This window comes from Lysobacter sp. K5869 (assembly GCF_018847975.1).
In the GTDB taxonomy this organism is placed as follows: domain Bacteria; phylum Pseudomonadota; class Gammaproteobacteria; order Xanthomonadales; family Xanthomonadaceae; genus Lysobacter.
This window is the reverse complement of sequence record NZ_CP072597.1, coordinates 4,069,598-4,082,987: the sequence shown is the minus strand read 5'-3', so window position 1 is coordinate 4,082,987 and position 13,390 is coordinate 4,069,598. Positions and strand designations below refer to the sequence as shown.

Here is a 13,390-nt window from a genome sequence, read left to right as displayed (position 1 = left end):
CGCCGCCAAACTGCCCGAGTACATGTTGCCGGCCGCGTTCGTCGCCCTCGACGCGTTGCCGCTGACCGCGAACGGCAAGATCGACCGCAGGGCGTTGCCGGCGCCGGACGAATCGGCGCTCGCCGCCCAGCGTTACGTCGCGCCGCGCGACGCCGCCGAAACCGCGTTGTGCGCGATCTTCGCCGAGTTGCTGCGGGTCGAACGCGTCGGCATTCACGACAATTTCTTCGAGCTCGGCGGCCACTCGCTGCTGGCCGCGCGCTTGGCCGCGCGCGTCGCCGCCGAACTGCGCAAGCAGGTGCCGGTCGGCGCCGTGTTCGAGCATTCCACGCCGGCGCGCTTGGCCGCGTTCGTGGCCGCCGCCGCGGCGACCGCGGCGCCGTTGGCCGCGGCCGATCCCGCCGAGCCGCTGCGCCTGTCGTTCGCGCAGCAGCGCCTGTGGTTCCTCGACCGCCTCGACCGCGCCGCTTCGGCCGCCTACCACATGCCCTCGGCGCTGCGCCTGCAGGGCGAGCTGAATTTGCCGGCCTTGCGCGCCGCCTTGGACCGCATCGTCGCCCGCCACAGCGTGCTGCGCACGCGTTTCGCCGAAGCCGAGGGCGCGGCCGCGCCTTGGATCGCCGATGCCGACGAAGGCTTGCCGCTGCGCGAGGACGACCTCAGCGCGCTCGGCGCCGATGAGCGCGAGCATGCCCTGATCGCGATCGCGCGCGAAGAAGCGCTGGCGCCGTTCGATCTGGCCGCGCAGCGGCCGATCCGCGCGCGGCTGACGCGGCTGAGCGGCGACGAACACGCGCTGTTCCTGACCCTGCACCACATCGTTTCCGACGGCTGGTCCAACGGCGTGCTCACTCGCGAGCTGAGCGAGCTGTACCGCGCGTTCGCCGCCGGCGAAGCCGATCCGTTGCCGCCGCTGCCGCTGCAGTACGCCGACTATGCCGCGTGGCAGCGCTGCGGTACCGACGCGACGACGCTGGAATCGCAGTTGTCGTTCTGGCGCGAGCATCTGCGCGACGCGCCCGAACGCCTGGAGTTGCCCGGCGACCGCGAGCGCCCGGCGGCGCCGACGCATGCCGGCGCGATGCTGCCGTTCGAGCTCGGTGCCGACGCCAGCGCGCGTCTGCGCGACTGGGCACGCGGGCAGGGCGCTTCGGTGTTCATGGCCCTGTTGACCGGCTGGTCGGCGCTGCTGTCGCGCTTGAGCGGGCAGGACGAGGTGGTGATCGGCAGCCCGGTCGCCAATCGTCCGTCGCCGTCGCTGGAGCCGCTGATCGGCTTCTTCGTCAACACCTTGCCGTTGCGGGTGCGCTTGCCGGCGGACATCGATGCGTCCTCGCTGCTGGCGCGGATCAAGACCGACTCCTTGGCCGCGCTCGCGCACCAGGACGTGCCGTTCGAGCAGATCGTCGACGCGCTCAAGCCGACCCGGCAATTGGCCTATCACCCGCTGTTCCAGGCGGCGCTGGCGCTGGACAACACGCCGCAGGGCGAGGCGCGAGAACTGCCGGGCCTGCGTCTGTCGGCGCTGGGCCAGGCCCATGCCAGCACCCGTTTCGATCTGACCTTGTCGGTGTCCGACGGCGAACGCGGCATCCGCGGCGTGCTGGAGTACGCGACCGATCTGTTCGACGAAGCGACGGTGCGGCGGTGGCTGCGCTATCTCACCGCGATTTTGACCGCGCTGCCGGACGCTGGAGCGAAGCCGCTGTCGGCGCTGCCGTTGTTGTCGGCGCAAGAGCGTACGCAGGTCGTGGAGACGTTCAACGACACGGCCCGGCCGTATCCGGCCGATTCGACCATCGCGCGCGAGTTCGCGGCCTGCGTTGCGCGACGCGGCGATGCGGCGGCGCTGTGGAGCGCCGGCGAGACGGTCGGTTACGCCGAGTTGGATCGGCGCGCGAACCGCATCGCCAATGGCCTGCGCGAGCGTGGTATCGGGCGCGAGGATCGCGTGGTGTTGCTCGGCCGGCGCAGCGTCGATCTCGTGGTGGCGACGTTGGCCGTGCTGAAAGCCGGGGCGGCGTATGTGCCGCTGGATCCCGAACAGCCGGCCGAACGTTTGGCCGAATTGATCGCAGACAGCGGTGCGAAGGCGGTCTTGGCCGATAACGGCTTCGCCGATGCGCTGCCGTTGTCGTGGCGTGCGTGGTCCGGACATGCGGACGTCGCGCCGGAAGTCGACGGCGGGGCCGATGATCTGGCTTACGTCATATACACGTCCGGTTCTACCGGTACGCCGAAGGGCGTGATGGTCGAGAACCGCGCGGTGCTGCGTCTGGCCGTCAACGGCGGCTTCGCGCCACTGGGCGATCAGGACGTGGTCGCGCATTGCGCGAATCCCGCGTTCGACGCTTCGACCTGGGAACTGTGGGGCGCGTTGCTCAACGGCGCCTGCGTGGCGGTGATCGAACCGGAAACGGTGCTCGATCCGAAGGCGCTGTCGGCTTCGCTGAAGCAAGCCGGCGTCACCGCGATGTGGCTCACCGTAGGCTTGTTCAATGCTTATGTCGACGAGCTGGAGGACGTATTCGGCCAGCTCGATCAGCTGCTGATCGGCGGCGACGCGCTCGACGTGCGCACCGTCGCCAAACTGTTGTCGCGCGAGCACCGTCCGCGCCGCCTCATCAACGGTTACGGCCCGACCGAAACCACCACCTTCGCCGCGACCCACGACATCGTCGCGGACGATACGAGCGGCCGCTCGATTCCCATCGGCCGGCCGATCCACAACACGACGATCCGCATCGTCGACGCGCAAGGCCAGCCGGTTCCGGTCGGCGTCACTGGCGAGGTGTTCATCGGCGGCGCGGGCGTAGCGCGCGGTTACTTGAACCGCCCGGAGCTCAGCGCCGAAAAGTTCGTCGCCGATCCGCTCGGCGGAGCAGAGCGCTTCTACCGCAGCGGCGACCTCGGCCGCTGGCGCGCCGACGGCCGCATCGAGTTCATGGGCCGCAACGACGGCCAGATCAAGCTGCGCGGCTTCCGCATCGAACTCGGCGAGATCGAAGCAGCGCTGCAGCAACTGCCCGGCACCCGCGAAGCGGTCGCCGTGGTGCGCGAAGACGGCGGCGCCCGCCGCCTCGTCGCCTATCTCGTCGGCAGCGAAGGCGACGTCAACCAGTGGCGTCAGGCGCTCGCCGCCAAACTGCCCGATTACATGTTGCCGTCCGCGTTCGTCGCGCTCGACGCGTTGCCGCTGACCGCGAACGGCAAAATCGACCGAAAGGCGCTGCCGGCGCCGGACGAGTCGGCGCTGGCCGCGCAGGGCTACCAAGCGCCGCGCGACGCCGCCGAGGCCGCGCTGGCGGCGATCTGGTGCGAACTGCTGCGCCTGGAGCGGGTCGGCGTCCACGACAATTTCTTCGAGATCGGCGGCGATTCGATCCTGTCGATCCAGGTCGCGGCCAAGGCCGCCCAGGCCGGGTTGGCGCTGACCTCGCGCGATCTGTTCCAGGCCCAGACCATCGCCGCGCTGGCCGCGCGCGCGCGCTCCGGCGCGGCGCTGGCGCCGCAGCACGACAGCGCCGGCGCGCAGCGTCTGTTGCCGGTGCAGCGCGAGTTCTTCGCCGACGCCCAGGACCGCCATCACTTCAATCAGTCGCTGTGGCTGAGCACGCCGGTCGATTTCGATCCGGCCGCGCTCGCGCCGATCGTGCGCGCCCTGTACCGGCGCCACGACGCGCTGCGTCTTCGTTTCGACGCGGACGAGCAGGGCATCGCCGCCGCATACGCGCCGCTCGACGAGGCGCTGCTCGACAGCGCCGTGGCGATCGAGCCGGGCTTGCACGACTTGAACGAACGCTGCGAACGCTGGCAGCGCGGTTTCGACCTGAGCGCCGGCCCGCTGCTGCGCGCGATCCATTTCGCGCCGCCGCCGGGCGAGCAAGGCCGGTTGCTGTTGGTCGCGCATCATCTGGTCGTGGACGGCGTGTCCTGGCGCATCCTGTTGGCCGACATCGAGCGCGCGTACGCGCAGTTCCGCGCCGGCGAGCCCGTCGTTCTGGCGGCCAAGACCGCGTCGCTGCAGCAGTGGGCCGAGCGGCTGGCGCAATGGGCGCAGGGCGAAGCCGGCCGCGCCGAGCTGGCGTACTGGCGCGAGCAAGCGAGCGAAGCCAGCGACCAGGCCGATGGCGAGCGCGATCACGGCCACTACGGCAACGCGCGCAACCTCGCGCTGGCGCTGGACGAGGCGACCACGCGCGATCTGCTGCAACGTTGCAACGGCGCCTACCGCACCCGCATCAACGAATTGCTGCTGGCTGCGGTGTACCTGGGCGTGCGCGCCTGGGACGGCCGCGAGCGATTGTCGCTGCGGATGGAAGGCCACGGCCGCAGCGCGCCGCAAGGCGAGAGCGAGACCGACCTGAGCCAAACCGTGGGCTGGTTCACCTGTGTCTATCCGCTGACCCTGCACGCGGCCGAGGCGCACGCCGGCGCCGCGATCAAGGCGATCAAGGAGCGTTGCCGCGCCGTGCCCGGCGACGGTATCGGCTTCGGCGCGCTGCGCGATCTGCTCGGCGATCCGCTGCTGCGGGCGATGCGCGAACCCGAATTCGAGTTCAACTACCTCGGGCAAGTGGACACGATGCTGGAGGGGCAGGCCGGATTGCGCGCCGCCGAGGGCGCCGCCGGCGCGCAGGTGTCGCCGGCGCGGCGGCGGCCGGCGCGTTGGTCGCTCAGCGCTCTGGTCGCTGGGGATCGCTTGCGTCTGTCGTTGAGCCACGATCCGAATCGCGACGGTACGGCCGACGCCGAGCGCTTGCTGGCCTGCATCGCCGAGAGCGTGCGCGCCGTGGTGGCGCATTGCCTGCAGCCCGAAAGCGGCGGCTTCACGCCTTCGGATTTTCCGTTGCTGGCCTTGGATCAGGACGCGGTCGATGCGCTGCGCACGCGCCACCCGCGTTTGCAGCGGGCCTACCCGGCCACGCCGATGCAGGCCGGTCTGCATTACCACGCCGCGCTGGACCGTTCGGCCTACGTGGTGCAGATCCATCCGCGCCTGTCCGGCCCGCTCGATCCGGCCGCGTTCCGCGCCGCGTGGCAGGCGGTGGTGGACCGCCACGCGATCCTGCGCACCGGCTTCGACAGCGCCGGCGGGCCGCTGCTGCAGGCGGTCGCCGACGCGGCCGCACTGCCGTGGCATGAAGAGGACTGGCGCGAGATCGACGACGCGCAACAGCAGCAAGGCTTCGAGGCTTATCTGAGCCGCGACCGCGCCGCCGGTTTCGAGCTGCACGCGCCGCCGCTGATGCGGGTGGCGCTGTTCCGCCTCGGCGACGAGCGCTGGCAGTTGCTGTGGACCCAGCACCATTTGTTGCTCGACGGCTGGAGCCTGCCGCTGGTCTACCGCGACGTGATGCGCGCCTACGCCGCGCGCCGCGTTGGCGCGACCGAAGCCTTGCCGCCTCCGGCGGCGTACGAGGATTACGTCGCCTGGCTCGCCCGCCAGGACGATGCGGCCGCGCGCGGTTACTGGCGCGAACGCCTCGCCGGCATCCAGGCGCCGACGCCGCTGGCGATCGACCATAACGACGCGGCCGCGGCCGGCGAAGAACACGGCCATCGCGAAATCGCGGCCGAGCTCGACGCGGCTGCGAGCCAGGCGTTGCGCGAACTCGCCCAGCGCCGCCGCACCACGGTCAACACCTTGCTGCAATGGAGCTGGGCGTGGCTGCTGCACCGCTACAGCGGCGAGCGGCAGGTGGTGTTCGGCGCGACCGTGTCCGGCCGCGATGTCGACGTGCCCGCGGTCGGCGAGATGGTCGGCTTGTTCATCAACACCTTGCCGGTGCGCGTGGACTTCGACGGCGGAACCATCGGCGCCGCGCTGAGCCGGCTGCACGAACAGTTCCAGCAGTCCAACGCGCACGGCTATCTGTCGCTGGCGCAGATCCAGCGCGAGTCGGAACTGACGCCGGGCGCGGCCCTGTTCGACAGCGTGCTGGCCTTCGACAACTATCCGCTCGACGCCATGGCCGACCCGGCGCTGGCGGCCGACGACGGCGCGCTGCGCATGGAGCAGCGCGGCCACAGCGAGCGCACCCACTACGCGCTGAGCCTCAGCGCCGGCCTGGAGCGGACTTTGAGTCTGCGCCTGGGCTATCGCGCCGAGCGGATCGCGCCGGCCGCGGCCGCGCGGTTGATCGCGCATCTCACCAGCGTGCTGCGGCGCCTGCCCGAAGCGGTCGATGCCGACACGGTCGAATTGCTCGAAGCGGACGAACGCGCGCGGTTGCTGGCGCTGGGGGCGCCGTCGGCGCCGGAAGCGTCGTTCGTGCCCGCGCACGAGCGCGTGCTGGCCTGGGCGCAACGCCGGCCCGACGCCGTCGCGATCCGCACCGCGGACGGCGCCGTCGATTACGCCGAGTTGGTCCGCCGCGCGCGCGCGGTCGCCGCCGCGCTGCGGCGCGAGGGGATCGGCGAGGGCGCCATCGTCGCGGTCTGCGCCGGCCGCAACGCCGACGCCATCGCCGCCATGCTCGGCGTGTTGCTCGCCGGCGCGGCGTATTTGCCGGTCGATCCGGCGTATCCGGCCGAACGCATCGGCTTCATGCTCGCCGACGCGGGCGCGAGCCGGGTGCTGGCCGACGCGGCCGGGCGCAAGGCGCTGCAAGGCGCCGAAGCGGCAACACCCGCGCTCGAGCTGGAAACGTTGCTAGTCGACACCGCAACCGACACCGCGTTGCCGGCGACGGCGCCGCACACCTTGGCGTATCTGGTCTACACCTCCGGCTCCACCGGCCAGCCCAAGGGCGTGATGCTCGAACATCGCGGCCTGTCCAATCTGGCCGAGGCGCAGCAGCGCCTGTACGCGACCGGCCCGGACAGCCGCGTGCTCGGTTTCGCCTCGTTCGGTTTCGACGCCGCCGCCTGGGAATGGCTGATGGCGCTGACCGCCGGCGCCAGCCTGCATCTGTGCGGCGAGGACGAACGCCTCTCGGCGCAGGCGCTGGGCGAACGATTGGCCGGCGAGGGCATCACCCACGCGACCTTGCCGCCGGTGATGCTGGCGCAACTCGATCCGCAACGCGGTTACGCCTTGCGAGCGCTGATCGTCGCCGGCGAAGCCTGCGACGAGCGGCTGGCCTGGACCTGGGCCGCGCGGGCGCCGATGTTCAACGCCTACGGTCCCTCGGAAAACACCGTCTGCGCGACCAGCGCGCCGATTCGCGCCGGCGAGCCGATCAAGCTCGGCGCGCCGTTGCCGGGCGTGAGCCTGCGCGTGTGCGCGGCCGACGGCGCGCTGCAGCCGGTCGGGGTGCCCGGCGAGTTGTGGCTCGGCGGCGCCGGGCTGGCGCGCGGTTATCTCGGCCGGCCGGCGCTCAGCGAAGAGCGTTTCGTCGTCGCCGACGGCGAGCGCTTCTATCGCAGCGGCGACCGCGCGCGCTGGGACGAAAACGGCGAGCTGCGGTTCCTCGGCCGCATCGACGAACAAGTGAAGATCCGCGGCTACCGGGTCGAACCCGGCGAAGTCGAAGCCGCGGTCGCGGCCGAGCCCGAAGTGGCCGAAGCGGTGGTGGTCGCGCGCGACGACGGCGCCGGCCTGCGTCTGGTCGCCTATGTGGTCGCCGCCGCCGAGGCCGGCGACGCGCAGGCGCTGACCCGTGCGCTGCGCGAGCGGCTGGCGCGGCGCCTGCCGGCGCATATGCTGCCGTCGGCGTGGGTGCCGCTGGAACGGCTGCCGGTCACCGCCAACGGCAAGGTCGACAAACGCCGGCTGCCGGCGCCCGCGCCGACGCCGGCCGGCGCCGACTTCGTCGCTGCGCGCAACGAGGCCGAACGCACCTTGGCCGCGATTTGGGCGCAGTTGCTGCGCGCCGAAGCGGTCGGCGTGCACGAGGACTTCTTCGAGCTCGGCGGCGATTCGATCCTGGCGATCCAGGCGGTGGCGCGCGCCAATCAAGCCGGGTTGGCGGTGACCACCGCGCAGTTGTTCGAGGCGCGCACCATCGCTGCGCTGGCCGCCTTGGCCGGCACCGGCGCGCGCGTGCTGGCGCCGCAGGAGGCGGTGCAGGGCGAACAGGTATTGCTGCCGATCCAGCGCGATTTCCTCGCCGACGCCGGTGCGGCGGACGACGAGGATGCTCACCACTTCAACCAGTCGGTGCTGTTGATCGCGCCGGCGCAGTTCGACGAGGCCGCGCTGCGCGCGCTGGTGAGCGCGGTGTACGCGCGCCACGACGCGTTGCGCCTGCGCTTCGCCCGCGACGCCGAAGGCCGCTGGCAAAGTAGTTACCGGCCGTGGGACGACGCCGTGCTGGCGCAAGCCGCGGTGGTCGAGCCCTTGGGCGCGGACCTGGGCGAACGTTGCGATGCATGGCAGCGTAGTTTCGATCTCGCCGCTGGCCCGTTGCTGCGCGCGGTGTGGTTCCGCGGCGAGGGCGGCGCAGGCCGGCTGCTGCTGACCGCGCACCACCTGGTGGTGGACGCAGTGTCCTGGCGCATCCTGCTGGCCGATCTGGAGCGCGCCTGGGGCCAATGGCGCGCCGGCGAACCCATCGCCTTGCCGCCGAAGACCTCTTCGTTCGCGCAGTGGGGCGCGGCGCTGCAAGACTGGCGCGACCGCGACGCCGGCCGCCGCGATGCGGCGTGGTGGGACGCGCGCCTGGACGATGGCGTGCCCGCTCTGGACGGCGATCACGGCCGCCTCGGCGACAGCCTGGCGGTCAATGTCTGGCTGGAAAACGAAGAAACCGCCGCGCTGCTGCAGCACTGCAACGCGGCCTACCGCACCCGCGTGGACGAGCTGCTGCTGGCCGCCGCCTGCCTGGGCCTGCCGCATCCGCGCCGCGACGGCGCGCTCGACGTGCTGATCGAAGGCCACGGCCGCGAAGCCTTGTTCGCCGAACTCGACACGACCCAGACGGTGGGCTGGTTCACCAGCGCGCACGCGCTGCCGCTGCGCTGGCGCGGCGACTCGCTCGCCGCCGCGATCAAGGACATCAAGGAAAGCGTGCGCGCGGTGCCGCACCGCGGCCTCGGCCACGGCGTGCACGAGCGCGGCGCGGCCGGCGACGGCTGGCTGGCGTTCAACTATCTGGGCCAGTTCGATCAAGTCGTCGATGCCGCGAGTGCGTTCCAGGTCGCGCCCGAACCCTCGGGCGCGCAGGGCAGCGCACGCCGACGCCGGCCGGCGCGGCACGCGCTGACCGCGATGGTGTTCGGCGGACGCTTGCAGCTGACGCTCGACGTCGACGGACGCCGCAACGACCGCGCTCAGGCGCAGGCCGCGCTGGACGCGATCGTCGCCGCGCTGCGCCGGATCATGGCGCATTGCCGCGAGCCCGGCGTCGGCGGTCCGACGCCGGCCGACTTCCCGCTGGCGCGCATCGACGGCGCCGCGCTGGACGCGCTGGCTCAGCGTTATCCGAACCTGCAGCGCTTGTATCCGGCCACGCCGATGCAGCGCGGGCTGTGGTTCCACGCCCAGCTCGATCCGTCGGCCTACGTGGTGCAGGTGCATCCGCGCCTGCGCGGGCCGCTCGACGTCGATGCGTTCCGCGCCGCGTGGCAGGACGTGCTGGACCGTTACGACATCCTGCGCACCGCCTTCGTCGGCGCGGGCGAGGATTTGCGTCAGGCCGTGCTGGAACGCGCGCGCCTGCGCTGGCGCAGCGAAGACTGGAGCGAACTCGACGACGCCGAGCAGCGTGCGCGCACCGACGCGCTGCTCGCCACCGATCGTGCCGAAGGCTTCGACTTCGCCAGCGCGCCGCTGATGCGGGTGACCCTGGTGCGCCTGGGCCCGGAGCATCACCAACTGCTGTGGACCCAGCACCACGTCCTGCTCGACGGTTGGAGCATGCCGCTGGTGTATCGCGACGTGATGGCCTGCTACCGCGCCCGGCTCGCCGGCCACGCGCCGAGCCTGCCGGTACCGGCGCCGTACGAGCGCTACATCGCCTGGCTCGACGGCCGCGACACCGACGCGGCGCGCGGGTTCTGGCGCGAGCGACTGCGCGGTGTGTCCGCGCCGACGCCGCTGTGCGTGGACCGCCAAGGCGCCGCCGCGGCGGGCGAGGGCGGTTATCGCGAACGCACGCTGGAACTGGGCGAAACCGCCACCGCCGCGCTCAACGCGCTGGCGCGCGAACGCCGCACTACGGTCAACACCTTGGTGCAGTGGGCCTGGGCCTACGTGCTGCACCGCTACAGCGGCGAATCCAGCGTGGTGTTCGGCGCCACCGTCGCCGGCCGGCCGGCCGAAGTGGCGGGGATCGAGTCGATGGTCGGCTTGTTCATCAACACCTTGCCGGTGCGGGTGGATTTCGACCCCGACGAATCGCTGGAGCGCGCCCTGGCCAAGCTGCAAGAGCGCTTCGCCCGCGCCGGCGAACACGGCTATCTGCCGCTGGCCCAGATCCAGTCGCTGTCGCAGGTGCACGGCGCGCCGCTGTTCCACAGCCTGCTCGCGTTCGAGAACTATCCGCTCGACGCGGCCGAAGAAGCCGCGCGCGACGGCGCCGGCGACGATGCGGCGGCGAGCCTGCGCATCGAGCAGGCGGGCAGCAGCGAACAGACCACTTATCCGCTGACCCTCAGCGCCACGCTCGACCGCCATCTCAGCGTGCGTTTCGGCTACCGCGGCGAACAGTTCGACGACGAGGCGATCCAGCGCACCGTCGGCCACCTGCGCCGGGTGCTGGAGCAATTGCCGGCGGCGTTGCGCGAAGGCCGCCGCATCGATCTGCTCGGCGCCGACGAACGCGCCGAACTCGATGGGTGGCAGCGTCCGGCCGAACGCTTCGCCGTCGCCGACACTCTGCACGGCTTGTTCGAGGCGCAGGCGCGGCGCACGCCCGACGCGGTCGCGCTGCGCAGCGAAGGCCGCGAGCTGAGCTACGCCGAACTCAACCGCGCCGCCAACCGCGTCGCCCATCGCCTGATCGCGCTGGGCGTGCGCCCCGACGACCGCGTGGCGATCCGCGCCGAGCGCGGGCCGGCGATGCTGATCGGCCTGATCGGCATCCTCAAGAGCGGCGCCGGCTACGTTCCGATCGATCCCGCGTACCCGCCCGCGCGCCAGGCCTTCATGCTGGCCGACAGCGCGCCGGCCGCGCTGTTGACCGACGGCGAGGCGGATCCGGCGTTGGCCGCGTGCCCGGTGTTGAGCATCGTCGGCGACGAAGCCGGCGGCGAGGACGATCCGCGCGTGCCGGAGCTCGGCCCGCAGAATCTGGCCTATGTGATCTACACCTCCGGCTCCACCGGCCAGCCCAAGGGCGTGATGGTCGAACACGGCAACGTCGTGCGCCTGTTCGCCGCCAGCGCCCGCCACTTCGATTTCGGCGCCGACGACGTGTGGACGCTGTTCCACTCCTTCGCCTTCGACTTCTCGGTGTGGGAGATCTGGGGCGCGCTGCTGTACGGCGGGCGCGTGGTGATCGTGCCCAGCCACATCGCCCAATCGCCGCCGCAGTTCCTGCGTCTGCTCAGCGAGGAAGGCGTGAGCGTGCTCAACCAGACGCCGAGCGCGTTCCGCGCGCTCACCGCCGCGCAGGAGCCGGGCCACGCGCACCGGCTGCGCGCGGTGATCTTCGGCGGCGAAGCGCTGGAACTGCGCGCGTTGCTGCCGTGGATCGAGCGCAACAGCCTGACGCGCACGCGCTTGGTCAACATGTACGGCATCACCGAAACCACGGTGCACGTGACCTTCCGCGAGATCGGCGAGGACGAAGTGCGCCACGGCCGCAGCAGCCCGATCGGCGTGCCGCTGGCCGACCTGTCGCTGCGCCTGCTCGACGCCGACGGCGAACCGGTGCCGCTGGGCGTGACCGGCGAGCTGTACGTGGCCGGTGCCGGCGTGGCGCGCGGCTATCTGGGCCGGCCGGAACTGACCGCGCAACGCTTTCTGCCGCTGCCCGAGGGCGGCCGCCTGTACCGCACCGGCGACCTCGGCCGGCGCTTGCCGGACGGTTCGATCGAATACCTCGGCCGCAACGACCAGCAGGTCAAGATCCGCGGTTTCCGTATCGAATTGGGCGAGATCGAAGCGGTGCTGGCGCAGGCGCCGGGCGTGGCCGAAGCGGTGGTGGTGGCGCGCGAGGATCGCGGCGATCGCCGGCTGGTGGCCTATCTGGTCGCCCGGCCCGGCGCGGCGCCGCCGGCGCTGGCCGAATTGCGCGAACTCGCGGCGCGGTCGCTGGCCGCGTACATGGTGCCGGCCGCGTTCGTGTTCCTCGACGCGCTGCCGCTGACCGGCAACGGCAAGCTCGACCGCGCCGCGCTGCCCGCGCCGGACGGCGGCGCGCTGGCGACGGCGGCGTTCGAGCCGCCGCAAGGCGAGACCGAAACCGCGCTGGCGCAGATCTGGCGCGACGCGCTCGGCGCCGAGCGGATCGGCCGCCGCGACAACTTCTTCGAGGCCGGCGGGCATTCGCTGCTGGCGGTGAAGGTGCTGGCGCAGATCAAGGAACGCTTCGCGGTGGAGGCGACGATCCGCGACGTGTTCGAGCGCACCACGGTGGCGGCGTTGGCCGAGTACATCGACGGGCGCAGGCAGGAAGCGGCGTTGCGCGACGCCGTGGCGATGGACGATCCGGACGGAAGCGATCAGGGACTTATCGAGCTATGAGTTTTCGCGAAGTGTTGCAGGCGTGCGTGGACAACGGCATCCGGGTCAAGGCCCGCGACGGCAAACTGTTGCTGGACGATCCGCAGCGGCGGCTGAGCGCCGAGTTGCGCGAGCGGCTGGTGGCGCACAAGGCCGAGATCGTGGCGTGGCTGGAAGGCGCGGCGACGCCGGATGCGCCGGCGGCTATCGAGCGCCGCGGCGCGGACCGCGCGCCGCTGTCGTTCCCGCAGCGGCGGCTGTGGTTCATCGACCAGCTCGAAGAAGGCGGCGGCCACCAATACAACATCCCGACCTCGCTGCGCCTGCGCGGCGCGCTGGACGAGCGCGCGTTGCAAGGCGCGCTCGACCGCATCGTCGAACGCCACGAAGCCTTGCGTACGGTGTACCGCTTGGACGGCGACGAGCCGGTGCAGATCGTGCGGCCGGCCGCGCCGCTGACGCTGCGTCGCGACGACCTGTCGCAGCTCGCGCCCGCGCAGGCGCTGGAACGCGCGCGCGAACTCGCCGCGCGCGAAGCGGCGACGCCGTTCGATCTGTCCGCCGACCCGATGCTGCGCTGCGCGCTGATCCGGCTGGGCGAGGACGACCACGTCGCGCTGCTGACCCTGCACCACATCGCCTCCGACGGCTGGTCCACCGGCGTGCTGGTCAACGAATTCGTGGCGCTGTACCGGGCCTTCGCCGAAGGCCGTCCCGATCCGTTGCCGCCGCTGCCGATCCAATACGCCGACTTCGCCGCGTGGCAGGCCGGCGAGGCCGGGCAAGGCGTGCTGGGCCGCGGGCTGGAGTACTGGAGCGCGCAGCTCGACGGCTTGC

At 71.8% G+C, this 13,390-nt stretch carries 2 protein-coding genes (both cut by a window edge); both read left to right on the top strand.

Going from position 1 to position 13,390, the window contains the following annotated elements; genetic code table 11:
- Positions 1–12,574, top strand: partial view of a non-ribosomal peptide synthetase gene (locus J5226_RS17320; RefSeq protein ID WP_215835674.1) — the 3' portion only. 2,951 nt of this gene lie to the left of the window's left edge; 12,574 of the gene's 15,525 nt are visible here — the last part of the coding sequence; its start codon lies beyond the left edge, outside the window; its stop codon occupies positions 12,572–12,574.
- On the top strand, positions 12,571–13,390 hold the start of the coding sequence (locus tag J5226_RS17315) for a non-ribosomal peptide synthetase (protein ID WP_215835673.1). 12,665 nt of this gene lie beyond the right edge of the window; 820 of the gene's 13,485 nt are visible here — the first part of the coding sequence; its start codon is at positions 12,571–12,573; the stop codon falls past the right edge of the window. The genes J5226_RS17320 and J5226_RS17315 overlap by 4 nt, the downstream gene beginning before the upstream one ends.